The 22,338-nt window shown below is 70.3% G+C and carries 21 protein-coding genes and 2 pseudogenes; 14 read left to right on the top strand and 9 right to left on the bottom strand.

The window, feature by feature from the left end; translation table 11 throughout:
- Nucleotides 1-112 precede the first annotated feature (112 nt).
- Entirely contained in the window at nucleotides 113-445 is a 333-nt protein-coding gene (locus ACIP4Z_RS17115) for a MerR family transcriptional regulator (protein ID WP_401308833.1), read from the top strand.
- A 575-nt stretch (nucleotides 446-1,020) separates the two neighbouring features.
- On the opposite strand, the gene ACIP4Z_RS17110 is transcribed toward ACIP4Z_RS17115, so the two are convergent.
- The 5 genes from ACIP4Z_RS17110 to ACIP4Z_RS17090 all read right to left on the bottom strand — a co-directional run bounded on the left by ACIP4Z_RS17110 (nucleotide 1,021) and on the right by ACIP4Z_RS17090 (nucleotide 4,974).
- Nucleotides 1,021-1,224, bottom strand: a complete 204-nt coding sequence (locus ACIP4Z_RS17110) for a cold-shock protein (RefSeq protein WP_401308830.1) — start codon at nucleotides 1,222-1,224, stop codon at nucleotides 1,021-1,023.
- Nucleotides 1,225-1,693: 469 nt separating this feature from the next.
- Nucleotides 1,694-2,002, bottom strand: a complete 309-nt coding sequence (locus tag ACIP4Z_RS17105) for an SCO5918 family protein (RefSeq protein WP_401308827.1) — start codon at nucleotides 2,000-2,002, stop codon at nucleotides 1,694-1,696.
- Between the two features lie 71 nt (nucleotides 2,003-2,073).
- Entirely contained in the window at nucleotides 2,074-3,621 is a 1,548-nt protein-coding gene (locus tag ACIP4Z_RS17100) for a DEAD/DEAH box helicase (RefSeq protein WP_401308824.1), read from the bottom strand.
- Between the two features lie 327 nt (nucleotides 3,622-3,948).
- Nucleotides 3,949-4,152, bottom strand: a complete 204-nt coding sequence (locus ACIP4Z_RS17095; RefSeq protein ID WP_311297653.1) for a cold-shock protein — start codon at nucleotides 4,150-4,152, stop codon at nucleotides 3,949-3,951.
- Between the two features lie 381 nt (nucleotides 4,153-4,533).
- Complete coding sequence (locus ACIP4Z_RS17090; RefSeq protein WP_401308821.1) at nucleotides 4,534-4,974, bottom strand: hypothetical protein; 441 nt, start codon at nucleotides 4,972-4,974, stop codon at nucleotides 4,534-4,536.
- A gap of 852 nt (nucleotides 4,975-5,826) precedes the next feature.
- Here ACIP4Z_RS17090 and ACIP4Z_RS17085 point away from each other — a divergent pair.
- From ACIP4Z_RS17085 to ACIP4Z_RS17075, 3 genes are all read left to right on the top strand, one after another.
- Nucleotides 5,827-6,267, top strand: coding sequence for a hypothetical protein (locus tag ACIP4Z_RS17085; protein ID WP_401308818.1), 441 nt, complete (start codon nucleotides 5,827-5,829; stop codon nucleotides 6,265-6,267).
- A gap of 314 nt (nucleotides 6,268-6,581) precedes the next feature.
- On the top strand, nucleotides 6,582-7,397 hold the full coding sequence (locus ACIP4Z_RS17080; protein ID WP_401308815.1) for a hypothetical protein: 816 nt from the start codon (nucleotides 6,582-6,584) through the stop codon (nucleotides 7,395-7,397).
- A gap of 47 nt (nucleotides 7,398-7,444) precedes the next feature.
- Entirely contained in the window at nucleotides 7,445-7,744 is a 300-nt protein-coding gene (locus ACIP4Z_RS17075) for a hypothetical protein (protein WP_401308813.1), read from the top strand.
- Between the two features lie 15 nt (nucleotides 7,745-7,759).
- On the opposite strand, the pseudogene ACIP4Z_RS17070 reads toward ACIP4Z_RS17075, so the two are convergent.
- Nucleotides 7,760-8,488, bottom strand: a pseudogene (locus ACIP4Z_RS17070) (IS5 family transposase); the annotation flags it as partial.
- Between the two features lie 34 nt (nucleotides 8,489-8,522).
- Nucleotides 8,523-8,678, bottom strand: a complete 156-nt coding sequence (locus ACIP4Z_RS17065; protein WP_401308810.1) for a hypothetical protein — start codon at nucleotides 8,676-8,678, stop codon at nucleotides 8,523-8,525.
- Nucleotides 8,679-9,548: 870 nt separating this feature from the next.
- Between ACIP4Z_RS17065 and ACIP4Z_RS17060 the strand changes: the two genes are divergently transcribed.
- Nucleotides 9,549-10,160: a hypothetical protein gene (locus ACIP4Z_RS17060; protein ID WP_401308807.1), complete on the top strand. Its 612-nt coding sequence runs from the start codon at nucleotides 9,549-9,551 to the stop codon at nucleotides 10,158-10,160.
- A 195-nt stretch (nucleotides 10,161-10,355) separates the two neighbouring features.
- On the opposite strand, the gene ACIP4Z_RS17055 is transcribed toward ACIP4Z_RS17060, so the two are convergent.
- The gene (locus ACIP4Z_RS17055) at nucleotides 10,356-11,183 is read right to left on the bottom strand and encodes a class I SAM-dependent methyltransferase (RefSeq protein ID WP_401308804.1); all 828 of its coding nucleotides are present in this window, start codon (nucleotides 11,181-11,183) and stop codon (nucleotides 10,356-10,358) included.
- A gap of 309 nt (nucleotides 11,184-11,492) precedes the next feature.
- On the opposite strand from ACIP4Z_RS17055, the gene ACIP4Z_RS17050 reads away from it, so the two are divergent.
- The 3 genes and pseudogenes from ACIP4Z_RS17050 (at nucleotide 11,493) to ACIP4Z_RS17040 (ending at nucleotide 14,589) form a co-directional block, all read left to right on the top strand.
- Entirely contained in the window at nucleotides 11,493-13,019 is a 1,527-nt protein-coding gene (locus ACIP4Z_RS17050; protein ID WP_391046185.1) for a multicopper oxidase domain-containing protein, read from the top strand.
- A gap of 186 nt (nucleotides 13,020-13,205) precedes the next feature.
- Nucleotides 13,206-13,373 (top strand): annotated as a pseudogene (locus ACIP4Z_RS17045) (MarR family transcriptional regulator); the annotation flags it as partial.
- Nucleotides 13,374-13,605: 232 nt separating this feature from the next.
- Entirely contained in the window at nucleotides 13,606-14,589 is a 984-nt protein-coding gene (locus tag ACIP4Z_RS17040; RefSeq protein ID WP_401308801.1) for a phosphotransferase family protein, read from the top strand.
- 45 nt (nucleotides 14,590-14,634) lie between these two features.
- On the opposite strand, the gene ACIP4Z_RS17035 is transcribed toward ACIP4Z_RS17040, so the two are convergent.
- Nucleotides 14,635-15,165: a hypothetical protein gene (locus ACIP4Z_RS17035; protein WP_401308798.1), complete on the bottom strand. Its 531-nt coding sequence runs from the start codon at nucleotides 15,163-15,165 to the stop codon at nucleotides 14,635-14,637.
- 349 nt (nucleotides 15,166-15,514) lie between these two features.
- On the opposite strand from ACIP4Z_RS17035, the gene ACIP4Z_RS17030 reads away from it, so the two are divergent.
- The 6 genes from ACIP4Z_RS17030 to ACIP4Z_RS17005 all read left to right on the top strand — a co-directional run bounded on the left by ACIP4Z_RS17030 (nucleotide 15,515) and on the right by ACIP4Z_RS17005 (nucleotide 22,191).
- Nucleotides 15,515-16,369: an STAS domain-containing protein gene (locus ACIP4Z_RS17030; RefSeq protein WP_401308796.1), complete on the top strand. Its 855-nt coding sequence runs from the start codon at nucleotides 15,515-15,517 to the stop codon at nucleotides 16,367-16,369.
- Nucleotides 16,366-16,770, top strand: coding sequence for an STAS domain-containing protein (locus tag ACIP4Z_RS17025; RefSeq protein ID WP_355342692.1), 405 nt, complete (start codon nucleotides 16,366-16,368; stop codon nucleotides 16,768-16,770). The genes ACIP4Z_RS17030 and ACIP4Z_RS17025 overlap by 4 nt, the downstream gene beginning before the upstream one ends.
- On the top strand, nucleotides 16,767-17,180 hold the full coding sequence (locus ACIP4Z_RS17020) for an anti-sigma regulatory factor (protein ID WP_355342689.1): 414 nt from the start codon (nucleotides 16,767-16,769) through the stop codon (nucleotides 17,178-17,180). The genes ACIP4Z_RS17025 and ACIP4Z_RS17020 overlap by 4 nt, the downstream gene beginning before the upstream one ends.
- Nucleotides 17,177-18,517 (top strand): SpoIIE family protein phosphatase, encoded by a 1,341-nt coding sequence (locus tag ACIP4Z_RS17015; RefSeq protein WP_401308791.1) that lies wholly within the window; start codon nucleotides 17,177-17,179, stop codon nucleotides 18,515-18,517. The genes ACIP4Z_RS17020 and ACIP4Z_RS17015 overlap by 4 nt, the downstream gene beginning before the upstream one ends.
- An 8-nt stretch (nucleotides 18,518-18,525) precedes the next feature.
- Complete coding sequence (locus ACIP4Z_RS17010) at nucleotides 18,526-19,905, top strand: PP2C family protein-serine/threonine phosphatase (protein ID WP_401308788.1); 1,380 nt, start codon at nucleotides 18,526-18,528, stop codon at nucleotides 19,903-19,905.
- Between the two features lie 324 nt (nucleotides 19,906-20,229).
- On the top strand, nucleotides 20,230-22,191 hold the full coding sequence (locus ACIP4Z_RS17005) for a hypothetical protein (RefSeq protein WP_401308785.1): 1,962 nt from the start codon (nucleotides 20,230-20,232) through the stop codon (nucleotides 22,189-22,191).
- Nucleotides 22,192-22,338: the final 147 nt, after the last annotated feature.

The raw sequence follows: 22,338 nt of genomic DNA, 5'->3' as shown, positions 1-22,338 counted from the left end.
GGACACAGTAGGCCGACGCAATAGCAGGTCGGCAGATGGTGTAGCAGTTCCTTCGGGGCCCCGGTGCCGGTATGGCACCGGGGCCCCTCCACGCGTTCCGCAAAGAGGTGCGATGACAGCAGGCGACACGAACGGGCGTCTCGATGACGACGACTACCCCGCGTACACCATGGGCCGAGCAGCCGAGATACTCGGCACCACCCAAGGCTTCCTCCGCGCGATCGGCGAAGCCCGCCTGATCACTCCGCTGCGCTCCGCGGGCGGCCACCGGCGCTACTCCCGCTACCAACTGCGCATCGCCGCACGCGCCCGCGAACTCGTCGACCAGGGCACCCCGGTGGAGGCGGCCTGCCGCATCGTGATCCTCGAAGACCAACTCGAGGAAGCGCAGCGCATCAACGAACAACTACGCCGGTCCCAACCCGGCGACCGGGCCGACGCCTGACCGGTGTCCCTGACACGAGGGAGCCTCTGCGGCTCGCGGAGGTGCTCCTCATATGTGTACATGATCACCGAAGACGTTCAGCCGCCGGCTCCTGAGCGTGATCCCCGGCCTGGCGCCGACACGCCACCCGACGTCGTCCCGGACACCGCTGGTGCACCTTCCGCCAGCGGGCCCGGCCACCGGTCCTCTGCCGCGGATGGCGTGGTGGGCGTCGTGGTGGAGCGGGTGGTCGCCGGGCCGAAGCCGGGGATGCGTGGCTCGCTGCACGCGGGTGGTCGAATCCGCTTTTGTGGTGTCCCGGCGACGGCCAATCCCTGGGCCTGCCAGGAGAGATGGTGATCGACCACGGGACCCGCTGTGCTCGGGTGCTTGACCAAGCGTACGGAAAAAGATCGGCACTACTCACGAGAGCCGCAGGTCTTTTCCGGTACGGGTGTCCGGCTCGACGAGCCGTGTGTCGGGGCGGGCCGCGACCGTCGGATCGCGGAGGGATCCGGACCGGGAAGACCGCCGTGTCCACGCTACGGAGGCACCGGACAGCGAGCCGACTGGGACGGGCTGGGAGCGGCTCGGCGTCAGTCGCAGGTGATGTTCTCCGCGTACAGACCCCTTGGGTTCTGCCCGATGTCGAAGTGGACCTTCTGGCCTTCGGTCAGCCCAGGAAGAGCGTCGTTGACGAGATTGGAGTAGTGCGCGAAGACGTCTTCACCGTCGCCCGACTGCTCGATGAATCCGTATCCTTTAGCTGAATTGAACCATTTCACAGTACCTGTGGCCATTCTGTAACTCCTGCTCGCTCGGCGTGCGGCAACAGATTCGCGAACTCCGCATCTATGTGGAATTTTCTTGTCCGTGCACCGGTGAAAGGGAAGAAGCAGTCGTCAATCACGCGGCTGGCGCGGCCCCACGGGCTGGTGGACGCGGGCTCTGCGGCGAGGCCGCCCGCAGCCCTTTTCCTCGGGCGTCGCCCGAGAGGCCCCTGGCGTCTGCCCCGCCGGCGGCTGGTGGAGCAGACGGCTGAGCGTCCGCCCGCGACATGCGAGGGTCGGCGACCGCGGGCTGAGAGTCCGCCCGCGACATGCGAGGGTCGGCGACCGCTCGAATCGGAAGCCTGGCACGGCCGTTGGCCGGGTTGGCGCGGGCCGAGGAGGGACCTCCGCGCTTGGGGCGAGGCGGGATCGGGCGCCTGCTGCTCGGAGCCAGGAGCCCGCCCGCCGGTGTGCCGCGAGTGCTGGTTCTCCCCGTGGGTCAGGCTGTCACGGGGATGCCGAGCAGTGACTGGGCTGTCCGGAGTGGACTGGAGGCGGTGGCGGGGACGTGGGGGGCGATGTTGCGGCAGGTGTAACCGAGGCTGAGGAGGGCGCGGGTCATCTCGGCGGCGCTGAAGTCGCGGCGGTCCTGGCGGGTGATCACCTCTCCCACTTGCTTCACGGGGTAGTGGCGTCGGCCGATGATCACGTACTCGCCCGTGACGACCTCGGGTTTGATGCCCTTCATGGACGCTTGCACGCCGCTCTTGGTGAGGTCGAAGGGGAAGTGGGCGATGATGCAGCGCATGGGACCTCGCGGAGATGAGGGGGGATGGGGACAGGAGCCGGTTCGCCCTGGTGAGTGCGGTTCGGCGGCGTTCAGGCCGCCGGGCTGAGCGCGGTACGGCGGCCCTGGGTCTCCGTCGAGGCCGTGGTCGGACGGGCGGAGCGCCGGGCCGCGGCGGGGCGGCTGCGCCGGCCGCGCGCGGAGGCGGCGGACGTGCTGCGCCTGGTGCGGTCGGCGACTGGCTCGGTGATGGTGACAGGCACGCCGGAAGGCGTGCGGGCTCCGGTGATGCGGTTCAACTCGGCTTCCCCGGACCGGATCTGGGTGGTCTGCGGGGTGATGCCTGCGGTGGTCATCAGACGGGTCATCTCGCGGCGCTGGTGGGGCAGGACCAGGGTGACGACCCGGCCGGACTCACCGGCGCGGGCGGTGCGTCCACCGCGGTGCAGATAGTCCTTGTGGTCGGCGGGCGGGTCGACGTTGACCACCAGGTCGAGGTCGTCGACGTGGATGCCGCGGGCGGCCACGTTGGTGGCGACCAGCACCGTGACGTGCCCGGTCTTGAACTGCGCGAGGGTACGGGTACGCTGCGGCTGCGACTTCCCACCGTGCAGCGCCGCCGCCCGTACACCGCTCTTGAGCAGGTGCTCGGTGAGCTTGTCGACGGCGTGCTTGGTGTCGAGGAACATCAGCACCCGGCCGTCGCGCGCCGCGATCTCGGTCGTCGTGGCGTGCTTGTCCGTGTTCTGCACGTGCAGAACGTGATGCTCCATGGTGGTGACCGCGCCGGCGGACGGGTCGACGGAGTGGACCACCGGGTCGTTGAGGTAGCGGCGCACCAGCAGGTCGATGTTGCGGTCCAGGGTGGCGGAGAACAGCATCCGCTGGCCGTCGGGGCGCACCTGGTCGAGCAGCGCGGTGACCTGCGGCATGAAGCCCATGTCGGCCATCTGGTCCGCTTCGTCCAGGACGGTGACGCCGACCTGGCCCAGTTGGCACGCGCCGCGGTCGATGAGGTCCTTGAGCCGTCCGGGCGTCGCCACGACGACTTCCGCGCCGCCGCGCAGCGCGCTGATCTGCCGGCCGATGGACATGCCGCCGACGACCGTGGTCATCCGCAGCCGCAGGGCGCGGGCGTACGGGGTGAGGGCGTCGGTGACCTGCTGGGCCAGTTCGCGGGTCGGAACCAGCACCAGGGCCAGCGGTTGCCGGGACTCGGCGCGCTGCCCCGCGATACGGGCCAGCAGGGCCAGGCCGAAGGCGAGGGTCTTGCCGGAGCCGGTGCGCCCGCGGCCCAACACGTCACGTCCCGCGAGGGAGTTGGGCAGTGTCGCGGCCTGGATCGGGAAAGGCACGGCCATTCCCTGCGTGGCCAGCGACGTCAGCAGAGCGGCGGGCAGGTCGAGCTCGGCGAAGGTTTCCACCGGCGGCAGGGCCGGAGTGACGGAGACCGGCAGGGCGAACTCGCCCAGCGGGGCCGAGGGCCGCCGACCGCCGTAGCCGCCGGAGCGGGAAGGGCCGCCGGAACGGCTCGGGGCCTGGCCGCCGCGGTATCCACCACGGCCGGAGGCGGAGCCGGAGCCGGAGCCCGGGGAGCGGGTGCGGGAGTAGCGGTCGGTGGAGCGAACAGTGCGGTTCACGGAGAACCTTCCTCGATGCGGTGCGTCGAGGGATCCCCGGCGGCAGACGAGCCGCACAGGGAGCACAGGAACGAACCGATGAAAGTGAATGTACGAAGCGGGCCATCTGGAGCTCTCGACGAGCTGTCCGGTCGTTCCCGCGGGCACCAGCGGTACTCACACGTTGATGGCGGACCGGGGCTGGACTTCCCCGCTGCGGTAGAGGTGCTCCTCCGGGCGGCCGGGAGGGCGCGCGGGCCGCCATGGCGGCCGGGGGCGGGGGGAAACCAAGTAGGCCGGGGCCCGCACCCCAAGGTGCGGGCCCCGGCCTACTGCTACGCGTGAGCGTCAGGCGGGAACGATGTTCTCGGCCTGCGGGCCCTTCTGGCCCTGCGTGACGTCGAACGAAACCTTCTGGCCCTCCTGCAGCTCGCGGAAGCCGGAAGCGGAGATGTTCGAGTAGTGAGCGAACACGTCAGCGCCGCCACCGTCCTGCTCGATGAAGCCGAAACCCTTTTCCGCGTTGAACCACTTCACGGTGCCAGTAGCCATGTCATATCTCCTTCGGGGCAGTGCCCGGAGCCCGCACTGTGCGGCCTCCGCGTCGCCGCGAGGTTGCCCCATCCGGAATGCACCGGAAATACAAAAGTGCTTCCACCGCTTACAGCAGTGAAGGCACTTGAAGTCTTTGGGAACCACAACTGCAACTGGGGAAACCATAGCATGCCACCAGCGGTAATGCTGGATCTCCGATTACTGGCCGCTAAAGGCACGAAATGCTGCGGTCGGTCTGCTGGTATTTCTGTGCCGGCGGTGTCAGATATTCCACCTGGGCTTTGACAGGGTCGGCGGACAGGATGCCGGGGGAGGCGGTCACCGACCGGCCATCGCGCGCAGGCGGGCGACGCGTGCGGGGGCTGGCGAACTGCCCGGTCAGCGGCGGACGGTGGCCAGGATGACGAGGAACTGGCCGCCGCCCGGCTCGATTTCGGCGGTCACCGGCAGCCCGGGAACCAGTCGGGAGAACCGGTCCACCAGCCAATCCGCGGCCTCCTGGGCGTCCCGCCGGGTCGGACAACGGCCCACCATCTCGCGGCCCCCCTTGCGCTCCAGTCTTCCGGCAACGGTAATCAGCGGCGCGGGTTCGACCACGTACAGGCGGTCCGGCCAAGCGATGACCACCTCGACCGCGCCCTTGCGGGTGTTGCAGCCGCGGTGCGCCAGCCGCTCGGCAACCTTGGCCTTCCGGTCGGCGGTCCGGCTGTCCACACTGGGCCCCCGCGGGTCGTTCACCGACATCTCGGGGTCGACCGGTTCGTCGCACACCCAGCACCGCCAGCCGTCGCGCTCGGCCACATCATCAAGGAGGCTCACCCGGGTAAGCTACCGCGCATAGCCGGTACCCCGCGCACCTGGGCCGCGGCGGGCGAGGGCCCAGCCGCCAGCCGGGCAAGGCGACTCTCCGTAGCCAGGAGACCGACGAAAACCCACCTGTAATCTCGCATCAGCCGCGATGTCAGGCGGCCAATAAACGACCGCGTTCATACCCGGTCACACGGAGAATGTGAACGCAACAGGCATTGAGCCGTACGCGCGTATCGCCAGTTCATCCCGGTCGGTCTGGAATTCCCGGGCGCTGCCGGAGGCGTCATGACGGTCGACGCGCACCCTTCGTTTCCTCCGCCTGCCATCCCTCCTCCACCACGTCCCCGAGCCGCCATCCCGAGACCGCCCCCGACCACCCGTCAGCCGGACCATCCGCAGGCCACGCCCCGGGCCCCTGCTCCGCTGGGGGACAGGGCAGGTGCATCGCCTGACTCGCCGCAGGTTCGGGCGCTCGAACCGTTACCACATCCGAGCCGGTACCACCTCGCGGCATCCGGGGGCGTGGGATCTTCCGTTGCTGATCTTCCGGTCACGCTCGCTCTGCGCGAAGAGGCCACCCCCCCCCGGGAACTGGAAGCTTTCCCAGCCGCCTTCAGTCTGCGAGTTCTGTGGCGGGGGCTGGATTCGTAGTCACCTGTTTGACCGGTCCGGCAGGCGGGGGCACGCGGGGAGCCGCCTACTGGGGATGGGTGCGTGGTGCCGGGCCCGCTTTACGAGTCGGCTTCCGGGACCCGCGGAGATCTGTTCGCACGAAGGGATGTTCCTGTGCCAAGTCAACTCACGCGTGGCAAGCGGCTTGCACTGTGCGCTGCCGCAGGAGCGGTTGTGGCGGCGGGGGGTGTGGTTGCTCTGGGCTACGGTACGGCCGCAGCGGTTCCGCAGGCAGCGGCGCGGCACACCGCATCGCCGAACCCCTGCACAGCCCAGGACCATCTGCTCACCATCGCCGTTACCACGGATGCCAAGAACGTCGCTGTCGGCGACCGCCTGTGGGACAGCCATGCCCGCTTCGTCAGGAGCACTCATCAGTCCTTCCTGGTCGCCTACGGCCTTGCGAAGGGTCCGGAGCGGGCCGACCCGCTGGACCCGGCCTCGGCGCTGACGGGTCGGACGGTGTACGTCCTCAACGAGTGCTACCGGACCAGCGCCGACATCAGCAGGCACTGGAAGATCACCTCTACGCGGTGGCCCGAGTTCCAGGCTGTCCTCGACTGGATGCACACCCCGGGCACGCAGGTGGTGACCCTGCACGACGGGCAGGTCAGAAACTCCCTCTGGTAGCCCGCTGCCCGGCGCCAGTCGGGCGGGAACTCCCTCTGGTAGTCCGCGGCCCGGCGCCAGTCGGGCGGGCAGGGCTGGTCGGCGCGGTGCCTGACTCTAGCTGTCGGCAGTCGACGGCCGGTTCGTCCACGTCAGCGATGCTGGGGTCTTCGGGCGGCGCCCGCTCCGGCGTCTCGCGGCCTTCGGCCGTGGCGGCGCGCAGCCCTGGGGGGCGGTATTCCTGAGGCTGCGGGTTCTCGGCGACGGGGCCTCCGGGCAGGGTGAATGGGCCGTTTCCGTTGGTCGTGTCCCACGAAGATCAGGACGGCGGTCCAGTGGACCGGCGGTCGCCAGTTCTCGTATCGGGCGCATGCCAGTGGGGCGACCGGACCGGCGTCCACCACGTCCTCAGCCGCGCCGAGGAGCTCGCCGAACGGCACGATGTTCCCGACACCATGACGCCGTGCGTCTCGCTGTCCCCCTACGGCCTGACCCGTACCCGCGCCAGCGCCGCGACCGCCCACCTGGCCCTCGGCGACAGCTCGCAAGCCCTTTTCCGCGCCGGGCAATTCGCCGAGGTTCCGGCAGACCCGTGGAGCCGCGCACTCGTCAGCCTCGACGCCGCCACTGCCTACCTGGCCGTACGGGACGTAGAACGCGCGATGGAACTGTGGGCCGCCGCCATCCGGCAGCCCGCCGGACCGCCGATCCCGTCCGTCGTCACACGCGCCCACGAACTCGCAGCCCGCGCCACCGCCCGCTGGGCAGAACTGCCCTCGGTCCAGGACGACACCGAGATCCTCAGAGCCTGGTCCGCGACCCCTGCTGTCGCCGGCTTCGCAACACCTGCCACCATGATCGCAAAGCCGGTCGAGGGAGGGACATCAGCACGTGTGGACCGGCCCGGACAAGCGGCCGTTTCCCGCCGACCCGCCGACCCGCCGCCCGACCTCGACAGTACGGCATCGGTGGCCGCACACGACTGGGCCGCGTTCACCGATGTGGAGGTCATGACCAACCACTGGGACGGGCCGGGCCGGACCGAAGCGACACGCGCCTACTACTGGCTCGTGCACTTCACCGATGCCCCGGACCTAGGAGCTGTCCGGCCGATCATTGATGGCGTGCGTGCGGCGGCTGCTGCTGCATGAGATCGAAGTCGATTGCTGGGCGCCTGTTGCTGCGCGACCATCGTCGGATGAGTATGGATGAAGGTCGAAAGCTGACGCGGGTCGTGCAGACGTGTTCTGGCTGCCCATCGCAGTGGGATGCCTGGACGGCGGACGGCCACTACCTGTATCTCCGATACCGGCATGGCGAGGGCAGCGTCGAGTGGCACCCCGGCCCTGACTTTGATGACAGTCCGGAGTCTTGGAACGAGGGTCGCTCGGGGCTCCTGACCGAATGGGACGACGGCACCGGCAGCGGCGTCATCAGCCTTGAGGACTTCATGACGGCAGCCGGCCTGGCACTTGCGCCGGGTGCCTTGGTGGGTTGATGTCATGACACGCGCTCAGGTGCGGAGCCAGATGACAAGGGCGGCTGGCGTGACGGTGCCGAGGAAGACGCAGCTGCGCTTGTCCTAACGGGTCGAGACAGCGCGGAAGTTCTTCAGCTTGTTGATGGCCCTCTCGACAGTGTTGCGCCTCTTGTACCGCTCCTTGTCGAAGCCGGGTGGCCGTCCGCCTCGCGCGCCTGCGCAGGCGGGCAGCCTGGCAGTCGGTCTTCTCCGGGATCGTGTGCCGGATGCCGCGCCGCCGCACGTACTGACGGCAAGGACCGCTACTGTAGGCCTTGTCGACTGCGGCGCTGTCGGGCTTCTTACGGTGCCGGCCCGACCCGAGCCGCGGAACCCGGATCTTCTCCAGCACTGGAATGAACTGGGTGCAGTCGGCCCGCTGCCCCGGCGCGACGATCAGGGACAACGGACGGCAGAAGCCGTCCGCGCTCAAGTGGATTTTGCTGGTGAAGCCGCCGCACGAGCGCCCCAAGCTCTCGCCTCCCGCACCACCTCCGCCGGGCGGCCGACGAGGCTCTGCCACGGAGTTTCGTCCTGGTGTTCCAGGGCACCCGTCCCCCTTTGAGTCGGCAAGACCCGGCGGCGGGTCGGTGCGGGCGCCGGCCGCGTGCTGGTGCGCACGCACGATGGTGGAGTCCACCGAGACGGCCCAGTCGATCTCGCCCACCGCGTCAGCTGCGGCTGGACCTGCCGCATCAGGCGTTCCCAGGTACCGTCGGCAGATCAGGCGACGGTCACATGATCGGCCGGACAGCTCTTAGCAGACCAGGCAGAGCGCTGCCGGACCGTCCTCACCGGTCTGGGCTTCGACGCCATCGACCGCACCGGCCTTTACCTTGCTCTCGGCCGCATCGGACTGGCCCACGACGTCACCGAACACCAACTCGCCCGTCTCGTTGACCTGGCCGGACACAACCTGCCGTCGGCGGCTACCGTGCACGCCATCCCCATGACAGGCTCCCGCGGCGCCGTCCGATACAGCCTTGCACCCTGGACCCCCGTCCGTCGGCTCCACTCCCACCTCGACACAGCGACTCGCGCCGCGGGGCTGCCCGGCCTACACCCCACCCCGACGCTGCGCCCCCACATCGGCATCGCCTACTCCAACCGAGTACAGCCCGCCGCATGAAGGTTGGTATCCAGTCGGATACGCCGAGTCCCGTGATCACGTCCTGGACGCGGTCGATGTGGAGGAGACGGTGGCCCTCAACGCGGTCACTGCGTCGCGGCCGACGGCACCGAAGTGTGGCGTTCGCAGTTCGAGCCGGAGGCGGCCCAGCAGCACGGACACCGGCCCGGCTGCATGGAGTTCCACGCGGGCACGGCGGGCACGGACAGTGCCTGCTACGTCCAGCCCCTTGGCGCTGGACCGAGTCTCGCGACCGCCCTGAACAACGCATTGCGTTCGGGGCGTTGGAACACGGCGGCGACGTTCGACTGTCAGATGCCGTCAGGTGAGGCAGACCGGAGAAGGGACGTCTTGTGAGGTGCGGGCCCAGGTTGCCAGGGAGTAAGCGGGGTCCACAGGCGGTGCGCGGTAGTGAGCGATGGAGGACTTCGCGATTTGGTGATCAAGGAGTCGCAGGTTCACATCCTGTCGTCCCGACGGTGCACGAAGGGCCCGCCGACCAGGTCAGCGCAACTTCACCCTGGACCAAGATCGTCTCAACCGGCGGTGAGCCCGCGCGGCCCGGGGCTGCCGGTGAACTACCAGCGCAATAAGGTGAGTTGAGCCTCCGCGCAGTACCCTGTGGTGCTTTGCGGCGACCACAGGGAGATCACGATGCACTACCGGAATCCCCGTTTCGAGCACTGGCCGGTCTACGAGGACATCACCGACACCTACTACCGGCACGGCCGCTTCTCCTACGGCGAGGACCGGGACGGCCACCTGCGGGTGGGGCGCGTCGTGGCCTTCTACCGGTACCTGCATCCCATCAACACCTCTGCCGTAGAGCCGGTCGTGCGCTTCGTCGGCACCGGCGGGGTGGAGGGCGAGCCCGAGTACGTCTCGCTGGGCGAGGTGACCGAGCGCTGGTGGATCGGCCGGACCGCCGAGGACGTCGAACAGGCGTGGCGGGCGGCATCCACGACCGGGGAGTGGCCGCAGCCGCAGACCGGCGGGCCGGGACAGCACCCCGCGGCACCCTTCTACGTCGATCCGGCGCACTACCTGCTGTACTACGCGGCCCGTGACGACGACCGGTCCTACCTCGGCCGGGTCGTCGGGTGGGATCCGCCGCTGGATCGCAATGAGCTTCCCACGCCGATCGTGCGTCTCTACCAGCCGGACGGCAGCCTGGACGAGGAGGGTCAGTACGAGGGGCTGAACCTGCCGGTCGGCGGTTACGTCGCCGGGACGCTGGATGCAGCCCGGGACTACCTCGACAAGTAGCGGTAGCGGCTGCCACATGCCCTGCCGCGCGAGGGGAGGCGCGGCGGGGCGCTGTCGAGCCGCTGTTCGCGGGAAACGCCTGGGCCCGCCGCCATTCGGTGGAGCGCGCCCAGTCGTGGCGATGCGGAATCTCCACGCCCACGGCCGAGTCCACGGCCGAGTCCACGGCCGATCCGCGCGCACGGCGCGGGTGGCTCACTCGGCGCGCTGGCCGACCCGGAGGACGCTCAGATAGCGGCGTGCTGCTCGGTCGCCCATCCGCGTGCGGACGCGCTCGGCTACCGCGTCGAGCAGGGGCTCACGGATGTCGCGGTCGAGCCTCCGGTACAGCGACAACGAGCGGAGGTGATCGGCAAAGCCGTCTCCGTCGAACCATTGCACGGTCGGGTACCAGCGCACGATCGGTGGGCCGAACAGTCCTCCGGGATCGTCGACCAGGCCCCAGCCCTGGTCGGTGGCGCGCACGTCGTCCTCCAGGGGAGGATGACGCCAGTCGGGGTCCCCGGGGCAGAGCTGCTCGTGGAGATCGGCGGTCTCGGCGTAGAGCTCCTGCTCTCCCGGCCGGCGGACGACGACGTGGCCGAGCACCGCCATCCAGCCTCCGGGACGGAGCACGTCGTGCGCCCGTTGCCAGCCGATCGACGGGTCGACCCAGTGCCACGACGACGCGGCCACGAGAGCGTCGAAGCGTCGGCCGCGGTCGTCCCACTCCTCGAACGTCGACGTCTCGACGTCGACGTTGCCGAAGGACGCGATCCGTTGGCGAGCGAGCGCGGCCATCTCCGCGCCCGGCTCGACTGCGGTCACTGAACAGCCGAGTGCTGCCAGCGAGCGCGTCGCCTGACCGGTGCCGCAGCCCACTTCCAGCACCGACGACCTGTCGTCCGTGCCGGTGACGGCGACAAAGTCCGCGAACAGTTCGTCGGGGTAGCCCGGCCGGACCCGGTCGTAGAGCTCCGGCACCTCGTTGAACACCCGGCCGAGGTCGCGCGGATTCGGGCGCATCTCCGGAGTATCGGTCACGAGCGCACAAGCTATGAGGTTCGTCCACGGGGACGCCACTGGTTTAACGGCGGCTCCTCGACAGCAGCCGGGTCGGTCCGCTCTGTCTGCCCTGGGCGATGGCCGCGTAGCGGCTCGCGGCGGTGGGGGACAGGTGGAAGGCCGGGGGCGAGGTGGAAGGCCCGGGCGAGGTGCGGCGGGCCGGCGCCGACGGCCAGCGCTTCCCGGAGTGACGCGGTGCATCAAGGGTCAGGTGTGTCGTGCTTGTGGGCATTTACGCATTTCGCGATGCTTGACGTGACATTGGTCGGCATCGCGTGGAGGCGTTTCATGGGTTCATCACGTGGTGTCAGCCGACGTGCGCTGCTGGCGTCGGCCCCGGCGCTGGCGACGGGGGCGCTGCTCGCGCCCCGGGCCGCAGCCGCGCCCGCGCCGTTCCCGCAGCCGCCGGTCATCCGCTCCAAGGGCGGCGTCCTGTCGACCTCTCTGCGGGTCGCGTTCACCCGCGGCGTGCTGCCCGGCGTCGGCAACGTCAACCTCCGGCTCTACAACGGGCATGTGAACGGGCCCACACTTCGGCTGCGCCCGGGCGACGTGCTCGACCTGGAGCACGTCAACGACCTGCCGCCCAACCCCGACCAGACCTCCCACGCCGACCACAACGTCCCGCACAAGTTTAACTCGATCAATGTTCACACTCATGGCCTGCACGTCTCGCCGACGGGGAACGCGGACAACGTCTTCCGCGAGTTCACCCCCTACGACCCGCGCAACGGCCTGAACACGCGCAGCTACCGCAGCCGGATCGAGATTCCCGCGGATCACGAGGGCGGCACGTTCTGGTACCACCCCCACGTACACGGAGCAGCCGCCGTCCAGTTGTCCAGCGGGCTGATGGGCGCCCTGATCGTCGAGGGGGCCATCGACCAGGTCCCGCAGGTGGCCGCCGCGAGCGACCTGGTGATGTGCGTCGGCGAACTGAAGCTCGCCCGGGGCCAGGTACCCGACCTGCACGCCGAGGACGATCTCAGCTCGGTTCCCTCGACCTTCGTCGTGAACGGGAACTACCGGCCGCAGGTGCGGCTGCGCGTGGGCGAGGTACAGCGCTGGCGCCTGGTCAACGCCTCCGCGTTCACCGTCCTGCCGATCGAGGTGGAGGGGCACACCCTGCACCAGATCGCCATGGACGGCATCGCCTTCACCCGGCCCGTGGAGCGCGAGCGCGTCACCCTGGCCATGGGCAACCGCGCGGACGTCATGATCCGCGCACAGCGCCCGGGCAACTACCGGATCATGGCCGGGGACACCCTGCTGGCCACCATGACCGTGCAGTCGGGACCCGGCGTACGGATGGACCTGCCCACCGAGCTGCCCGGCCCCGCGCCGTTCATCGACCCGGCCGAGGTGACCCGGCGCCGGGCCCTGACCTTCCACAGCGACATGGACGCCTTCCCCGGACAGGCGTTCACCCACGCCTTCCGCATCACCGGTGACGGCGCGACCCCCGCCACCCGCGACGCGGCTGACCCGTCGGATCCGACCTACGGGCGATTCGACCCCTCCTACGTCAACCACACGCTGCGGCTCGGCGACACCGAGGAATGGACGCTCACCAACGACTCCGCCAGCCACGCCAATCACCCCTTCCACCTGCACACCAACCACTTCCTGGTCACCGCCGTCGACGGCCGCGCACTCGACACACCCGTCTGGCAGGACACCGTCGCCATCAACAAGTCCGGCTCGGTGACCCTCCGCGTCCGCTTCAAGGACTTTCCCGGCCGGGCCCTGGTGCACTGCCATCACCTCCAGCACGAAGACCGCGGCATGATGCAACTCATCGAATACGTCTCCTGACCAGGGCGGGGACCAAGTCTGTTGCTCGACGCCCGGCCGGCCCTCCTCGGTCGTCCCGGCCCCGGAGACCGGTCGCCGAGCCGCTCTTCGCCGCAGGCCAGCGGACCGAGGGCGATCCGGAGACCCTGACCGTGCTGGACGCCGCCTACGACGCCCGTCGATGCCCGCCACCAGGTGGTCGGGGCAGCGGGCAGCGCCCTGCGGCTCGCGGATGCCGGGGACGCTGCCAGGGCGAGGTTGCGCGAGCTGGTGACCGAGCTGCGCGGTGCGGTCCACGAGGGCATCAGCGACGAAGGGTACGTAGCCGCGCTCAAGGTGCTGCGCAAGATGGTCGCCAACGTCCAGCGCAGCAAAGCCTCCGGGCCGGCTTCTTCCTCTCGGCCTGCCTGCGAACCGGTCGGGGGAGACCATGTGCGTAGGGTGCGGAAGCCGGTTGACGGCGGCGCTGGCCAGCGTCTTGGGCATGGTCGAATCGACGTCTGAGGGGTACAGGTTCGAGGCGGCGCACGCCGAGCGGGCGAACGGGACCGTAGTGGGCACGGTGGGCATGGGATGCGTCCGTCGGTGAGGTCGGTAGCCTGCCTTCATGGTTTCGGGCGAGGGGGCCGGGCACATCGGTGCCGATCTTGAGGGTCAGGGCTGGGGTGCGACGCGTGCCTGGGTGGAGAAGGGGCTTTCAGCGGCCGAGCGCATCGAGGACGTCGTACGGTTGCGTGGCGGCTGGACGTCGGAGATGCGCCGCCTGGGCATCTGCGGGCCGGGCGGTCGACGCTCACTAGTCCTGCGGTCCTTTGCGAAGCCCTTCTTCGTCCGGCACGCGGAGGGCCTGCTGACCCGCGAGGCAGCCGTCCTGCGCCTGCTCGGCGACACGGACGTGCCCGCAGCCACGCTTGTGGCGGTGGACGCAACGGCGCGCTACTGCGACCATCCCTCCTTGCTGATGTCCCTGCTGCCCGGGACCGTGCGCCTGGGCGATGAAGGGGCCGATCGGCGTGCCGAACTGCTTGCCCGTCAATTGCTGCGCATCCACCGGCTGCCGGTGACCGCGGAGGCCCGGCCGCGCACCTATCAGGCGTGGACCTCTCCCGAGCGGGTGAGCCCGCCCGAAGACACCGAGCGGCCTGAGCTGTGGCAACGGGCCGTGGACGTGATCCGCCGCGAGCCCCCGGACTACCGGGCCTGTTTCCTGCACCGGGACTTCCATCCCGGCAATGTCCTCTTCATGGGTGACGGCGACGGTCTGCGGATCAGCGGCGTCGTCGACTGGGTGGAGACCTCGTGGGGGCCGGCCGACCTGGACGTGGCCCAATGCTCGACGGCCCTGGCCCTGCTGCACGGCGTTCCCGAGGGCATGCTCTTCGCCGACCGCTACCTCGACGCGGGAGGAACGCTGGCCGAGGACCGCGCCGCGCATCTCTACTGGCGTCTGCTGGACGCGTTGGCCTTCGCTCCGGACGCCGAGAAGGTCGCCATCCCCTGGCGCGAGGTGGGCCGTGCTGATCTGACCCCCACCCTGCTGACCAGGCGGCTGGAGGGATACCTCCAGGCCCTTTTCGACCGGTACGCATGAATCCGGACCGGTGGCCCGGCCGCCAGCGGTCCTGGGCGGACGCGATCAGCGGCGGTCTCCCGCTGCGGCAAGCGGCTCAGCCACGCGGGAGCGGTGGGCGTTGACCGTCTCGTCAACTGCCTGACCGAGGTTGGCCCAGGAGATACCGGTCCCCGACCTGCGGTGCAGGCGGCGGCGGTGTTGCCGTAGAGCGCGCACTGCGAGGCACCGCTCGGCGAGGTCGTAGGTGGTGTGCGGCACCGAGGCGACCGGCTGGGCCTGGTCGGTGTTGCGCGCGGCCAGCAGGGTCCGCGTCGCGGAGGGGTAGGACAGCCGGGCCACCGAGTCGCCGGGCGCACCGGCGGCTGGGCTGGTGATCGACGTCGGCTTGTGCGCGGTGTAGCCGAAGGACGTCGTGCGGTTGAGGGTGTTGTTCACCGAGGCCAGGTCCCCGGAGCCGTTGACGGCGTAGGTCACGGTGCGGACCGTACCGTCGGATGCCGTCTGCTTCAGGGTCGTCGTAGCGCCATTGAGCAGATCCCGCGCCCCGTCGGCGGCATACGTCTCCGCGAAGAACTTCGCCGTGACCTTCCTCATGACATGACCCGCGTTATCCGGGGAATGGCCGTGCGCGGCCGGAGAAGCGAGGCCGCCCGGCCAGGGGGAGGTGCAATGCGCAGGAGAGGCCGAGGCGCGGGAGGGTCGGCGACGCCGCCTCGTGCTCGGGGGGCGGGGCGTTTTGGCTTCGGCGCCGTCGACCAGAAGGGTTTGACCCGGTTGGTGGGCTTGGCGTCTCTCGTGATCGTCGGTGGTACGGAGGGCGGAAGGGGCGTCGCTTCGCGGGGGAGCGGAGCGGCGGCGCCTCGGGGGATCACCCGGCTGCCTCTCACCCGTATGGCTTAGAGTTCCGCGAGGATCGCTTGATCCCGTTGAGAGAGGATTCCCTGTGGCTGGCAAAGACATCGCTAAGCGCTTGATCGGTCTGCTGTCCGTCCAGGGTGAGGATCTGGCCGCCGAGTGGGCCGACAAGGTGACCGGTTCGCTCGGCGGACGAGTGAGCCGTTCCGAGGTCGAGCGGGAGCTCCGGGAGATCTACGCCGCGCTGCTTTCCGCGCTCGGCAGCGGGAGCGTGGACGGGCACGACGAGGCGTTCGGCGAGGTACGTGCGCTGCTGACCGAACTGTCGCGGAACCGGGCCATGCAGGGTTTCGCTCCCACCGAGACCGCCGTGAGCGTGTTCGCGCTCAGGGAGGTCCTGGCGCCGGCGCTGGAGGGCGAGGACAGCGACCCGCAGGCGTACCTGCAGTTCGCCGCGCTGCTGGACACGCTCGGGCTGTTCACCATCGAGGTCTACACCCGTACCCGCGAAGGGCTGATCGCGGCGCAGGCGGAGCAGTTGCTGGAGCTGTCCACCCCCGTCGTGAAGCTGTGGGACGGCGTGGTCGGCGTCCCGCTGGTCGGAACCCTGGACTCGGCGCGCACCATGGTGGTCATGGAGAAGATGCTCCAGGCACTGATCGACACCGGGTCGGAGCAGGCGATCATCGACATCACCGGTGTGCCCGCCGTGGACACCGAGGTCGCCCAGCATCTGCTGAAGACCGTCGTGGCGGCCCGGCTCATGGGCGCCGAGTGCACGATCTCCGGCATCCGCCCGCAGATCGCCCAGACCATCGTGGCGCTGGGCATCGACTTCGGTGACATCGTCACCAAGGCCACGCTGGCGGACGCCCTGCGGCACGCGCTGCGCCGTTCCGGAGTCACGGTCTCCCGTACGGCGCCGCAGGCCGGTGGCCGATGAGCGAGCAGGTACCCGTCCTGCGGATCGGGCAGGTACTTCTGGTCTCGATCCAGACCGACCTCGACGACCAGGCCGTGATGCGACTCCAGGACGACCTCGCCGCCGCGGTGGTGGACACCGGCGCGCACGGGGCGATCATCGACATCACCGCCGTGGAGATCGTCGACTCGTTCGTCGGCCGCATGCTGGCCACCATCGCCAACCTCGCCCGGCTGCTGGACGCCCAGACCGTCGTGGTGGGCATGCGCCCCGCCGTCGCGATCACCCTGGTCGAACTCGGCCTCTCGCTCGGCAACGTACGGACCGCGCTCACCTTGGACAAGGGCCTGCGCATGCTCGAACACGACCGCGTCGGGCACGGCTTCGAAAGCACCGTGCCGGACGCCGCGGCTGACGCATGAACGGCGCCTCCCGTACCCCGGAGGTACTGGAGATCACCGCCACCACCCAGGTCGTACAGGCCCGCCAGTTGGTGCGCGCGCTGGCACAGGAATGCCGGTTCTCCCTGGTGGAGCAGACCAAGCTGATCACCGCGGCCAGTGAACTGGCCCGCAACACCCTCATCCACGGCGGCGGGGGCACCATGACCGCACTGTTGGTGGAGCAGCACGGACGGCGCGGCGTGCGGCTCGTCTTCACCGACGACGGACCGGGCATCGCGGACATCGACCTGGCGATGACCGACGGCTGGACCTCGGACAGCGGAATGGGCCTGGGACTGCCCGGTTCCAAGCGGCTGGTCGACGACTTCGTACTGGAGACGACGCCCGGCGAAGGCACCACCGTCACCATCACCAAGTGGGTCCGATGACGACCCCCGGTTCCCCCGGGCTGGCCGACTGCGAGGACGTGGCCTGGTTCCGCGACCGGCTCGACGCCGCGCGTGGCGCGGCGGCGGCGCTCGGCCGCCGGATCGGCCTGGGCGATCAGCGCACCGCCGAGTTGGTCCTGGCCGTCTCGGAACTGGCGGCCAACATCACCAAGCACGCCGTCGACGGCTCCCTGCTGCTGCGGGTGCTGCGCAGCCACGCCGAGTCCGCGGGGAACGTGGTGGCAGGTGTGGAGGTGATCGCTGTCGACAGCGGTCCCGGCATGGCCGACGTCTCCGCCGCCCTGCGGGACGGGATGTCGACCGCGGGCACGCTGGGCATCGGCCTGGGCGCCGTACAGCGTCTCGCCGACACCTTCGACATCCACTCCCAACCGGGCGTCGGCACCGTCCAGTTGGCCCGCTTCTGGCCGCGCTCCGCGGCGCCCGCCACGGCCGGGGAACCCGCCGTCGGAGGCATCACCCGCCCGATCAGCGGCGAACAGTCCTGCGGCGACGCGTGGGCCGCGCGTATGGACGCTCGGACAACGGCGCCGCGTGGCCAAGCGCCGACAGCCCCTGACCCGGCCGCTGGCGCACCGCCCAGTTGGTCGGACCTGACCAGCCCCCGTCCCACCGCGGTCAGCGCCGCGGACGCCGGCCTCCGGGCCGGTCCGTGGCCGGGTTCGGGCGGCCGTCCGGCGTCGGCACACCGAAGCGACCGTCCGGCGTCGGCACACGGAGGCGGCCGTCCTGCGCCCCTGCACGGGGGCGGCCGTCCCGCGTCGGCACACGGGGGCGGACGTCCCGCGCCCGTGCGGGGCGCCGTGCCAGGGCCCGGCGAGGGCCTGCTCGTCATGTCCTGCGACGGACTGGGCCACGGCCCGCTGGCCGCGCTGGCCGCACAGGCGGCCGTCCAGGCGTTCCGCACCGGATCCGGTCATACGCCCGAGCAGGTGATGGAAGAAGTGCACCGCGCGCTACGCGGCACCCGCGGCGCCGCCGTGGCCGTCGCCCGTCTCGAGCCCGACGGGCGGGTGCTGTTCTGCGGCGTCGGAAACATCACCGCGGTCCTGCTCACCCGGACCACCCGCACCACGTTGCTGTCCCACCCCGGCATCGTCGGCCACCAGACGCACCAACTGCGCACACATGAATACCGCATGCCCGCACAGGGGGCGCTGGTGATGCACTCCGACGGGCTCAGCGAACGCTGGAAAGGCGCCGATCTGGCCGGGATGCTGCACCATCCGCCCGCGGTGATCGCCACGGGGCTGCTGCGCCTGGCCGCGACCCGCCGTGACGACGCCAGCGCAGTGATCGCCAAAGCGGCCCAGTGAGCCCGCCCGTGTCCGACCGCCTCAGCCCGACCCCGCTGCTGGTCACCCCCATCAGGACCGAGCGGGACGTGTTCGCGCTGCGCCGCCACGCCAAGACCATCACCGAGGCGGTCGGCCTGGACAGCCGCGACCAGGTACGTCTGGCCACCGCGGTGAGCGAACTGGGCCGGGACCTGCTCCGCCCCGCGGTGAGCGAACCGGGCCGGGACCTGCTCCGCCCGGCGCCGATGACCGCGGTCTTCAGCATGCGGCAGGAACCGCCCGTTCTCCTCACCGTGTTGCAGTGGGGCGACGACCGCGCCCCCAGCCGCGAGTCGCTGACGGCCGTCACCCGGCTGCTGCCCCAAACGCGTTACGAGACCGCCCCCGCCGCTCCCGCGCGGCCCCCGTCGGGCCCCGGCCGCGTCGAGATCGCCTGCCCGATCCCCGAACTCGCCGCCCGCGACCTGCGGATTGAGCAGGTCCGCTCGCTCCTCGCGTCCGCGAGCCCGGCCAGCGCGATCGACGACCTCCAGGCCCAGACCCGCGACCTGATCGCCTCACTCCAGGAAGCGCACGCCCAGCGCGACGAACTCGAACGGCTCAACGACGAACTGACCGAGACCAACGCCGGCGTCATGGCCATGTACGCGGAACTCTCCGTCGAGCACAAAGACGTCGTCGAGCGCTACAGCCAGGAACACGAGCTCGCCCTGGCTCTGCAGAGTACGTTCCTGCCCGCCACCCTCCCACAGGTCCCCGGCGCCGAACTCGCCGTGCGCTACCTGCCCTCCGCCACCACGGCCGAGATCGGCGGTGACTTCTACGAAGCCGTCGACACCTCCCGAGGGCTCCTCCTGGCGGTCGGTGACGTGGTCGGCCATTCCCTGCAAGCCGCCATGGTCATGGGCGAACTCCGCCACGCACTGCGCGCCTACGCCGCCCAGGACCACCCCCCGCACGTACTGCTGGAGCAGCTCGACCGCCTCCTGGGTCTTCATCGGCCCGGATGGACCGCCACCGTCTGCATCGCGCTGGTCGAGCCCGGCAACGCCTGCCTGCGTATCGCCAACGCGGGCCATCTCCCGCCGCTGCTCCTCCACCCCGACGGCACCTATCGCTACCTGACCGAACACGGCCCGCTGCTGGGCCTGGGCCTGCCCCATCCCCCCGCCACCGCGCATCCCGTCGAACCCGGCAGCCGACTCCTCATGATCACCGACGGGCTCATCGAGACCCGCGACAGCATCCTGGACAAACGCCTCGAACTCCTCGCCGCCACCGCCGCGGCCGGCCCCCAAGAACCCGACGCCCTGTGCTCGGAACTCCTCGACACCTTCGGCGCCGAGCCCGACGACGACATCATCGTCTTCACCACCCGCCTCACCCCGCCCGCAGCGGAGGGGTGAGTGTCGCCGTCGGCCGTGGTCCTGCCCGGGGCCGGGCCGGGCCGTGCCGCCGGGTGAGACCCGCCGAACCTCCGGCGATCGACGGTGTCGACGGCCCGTGCCGCCGACTTCGGCGATGACGTGGGGGGCCGTACAGGGTTGCCAGCACCCGGCATCGTGGTCCGTTGCTCCGTCCTGTCATCATGACCACGGCGCGGGAGTGGGGGCGTCGTGGTCCGCATGAGGGCATCCGCGCCATGTGCCTTCCACCGGTCCTGTGCCGCCTCGCTCCGATGTGCGCGAGCATGCCGGGCGCAAGAGCGCTCGCCTGAGACAGGAGCCGTAATGGCACTGAAGATACGCACACCGAAGACTGCCGCCGTGGCGCTCGCCGTCACCGTGGCCGCGGTCTCGTTGGGCACCGCCCTTCCCTCGGCCGCCGCCGGGTACACCGCGTCGGCGGGACCGTGGAGCGCGGCCGTCGCCCTGACCGGAGCGGACGGCCAGCAGACTCTCATCGATGTCCAGGTGGCCGGTGACGGCGCCGCGTTCGCGCTGTGGCGGGACAAGGCCGCCGGGGCCACCGGTTGGGACTTCCGGACCGCCGTACGGCCTGCCGGAACCACGACATGGAGTGCGCCGCACACCCTGGCGACCGGGAGTGCCGAGAATTCCGCGGCCGTCCTTGCCGTGAGCGCCGACGGACGGGCCGTGGTGTCCTGGCTGGACGGCAGTGGCGCGGACGGTTCGCTGGTCGCCCTGGCCGCGGGCTGGAACCCGGCAACGGCGGCCTGGTCCGCCCCGGCCACCCTCGCAGCCTGGGACGGCCTGGACATGTCCACGCCCCGCCTGGCCGCGGCGGCCGACGGCACCTTCACCGCCGTATGGGACCAGGGCGACGGGTACCGTAACTACGATGTGAGAACCGCCGCCCTCGCCCCCGGCGACCAGGCGTGGTCCGCACCCCGGACGCTGGCTTCCACCACGACCGGATCCCTCTGGAGCATCGACCTCGCGGTGGCCCCCGGCGGCGCCGCCACCGCGGTCTGGGATGAACTCAACCGTTTCACCGGCGAGCACACGGTCTCCACCGCCACCCGCACCTCGGCCCGGTCCAGTTGGAGCGGTGCCTCCGTGCTGCCCGGCACCGACGCCACGTCAAGTGACGTACAGGTGGCGATGGACGCCAAGAACGCCTCCACCGTGCTGTGGCGCAACGGCGCCAACGACCTCAAATCCGCCACCCGCACCGCTCCTTCGGGTAGTTGGAGCGCAGCTCAGACCGCCGTTTCCGCCATCAACTACAGCGACGGAAGCGAACCGTTGGCCGCGCCCAACGGTGACGTCACCTACGTGTGGACGGGCTGGAGCCCCACCGCCGGTGTCCCCATTGTGCAGACCGTGACCCGTACCGCGAGCACCGGGACCTGGTCGGCGCCGAAGACGCTGTCCACCGGCTACGTGAACTGGCGGGTGGACGCCTCCATCGGCGCTGACGGAACCGTGCAGGTCGTGTGGCCGCAGGTGCCGAGCATCGACAACGGCAACGACCACTACCTCGAGTGGGCGGTGCGCGCCGACGGCACCTGGAGCCAGGCCACCGCTTTGAACAGCACACCTGTCGTCGACGTCCCCAACACCGACGCCCTCGCGGGCGAGGTGGCTGCCGGACCGGACGGCCGGGCCACGGTGCTGTGGCGCAAGGCCGAGTACGTCGGCAGCGGCGGCTACACCTCCCAGGTGTGGTCCGAGGCGCAGACCCTGTTGATGGTCAAGCCACAGATCACCACCAACGCCGCGGTGAGCGGAACGGCCCGAACCGGCTCCACCCTCACCTGCTCCGCCGCCTGGAACGGCACCAACGCCAAGGCCGCCTTGGCCTGGCTGCGCGACGGCGCGGTCATCTCCGGTGCCACCGCCAGGACCCACGTCCTCACCTCTGCCGACTACGCCCACAAGGTGTCCTGCCGGGTCACGGTCAGCAACGGCGCGGGGTCCGTCGCTTCCACCTCGCCCGCGCGGAAGGTCGAGGTCGGCCCCGCGCTGAAGACCACCACCGCGCCGTCGATCTCCGGCTCCGTCAAGGTCGGTCACAAGCTGACGGCTGCCCGCGGCACCTGGTCGCCGTCCGCCACTTCCTACACGTACCAGTGGAAGCGCAACGGCAAGACCATCAAGGGTGCGACCAAGTCCGCCTACGCCCCGGTGAAGGCCGACCGCGGCCGGAAGATCACGGTCACGATCACGGCCCACCGCAACGGCTGGACCAACGGCGCGGCCACCACAAAGCCCGTCACCGTGCGCTGACCCGACGCGGGCCGGTACCACCGGCCCGCGTCCGCCGGTCCGGAGCCCGGTCGACTCAGAGGCGGTGGGCCAGCCCCGAGTCGGCATGTCCAGGTGGGCGAACGCCGCGCGCGTCAGCGCCGGAGGCCGGGCGACGCCACGGCGGCG

The sequence above is a fragment of the Streptomyces sp. NPDC088910 genome, from assembly GCF_044749865.1.
Taxonomy (GTDB): Bacteria; Actinomycetota; Actinomycetes; order Streptomycetales; family Streptomycetaceae; genus Actinacidiphila.
This window is presented reverse-complemented; position numbering and strand designations above follow the sequence as displayed.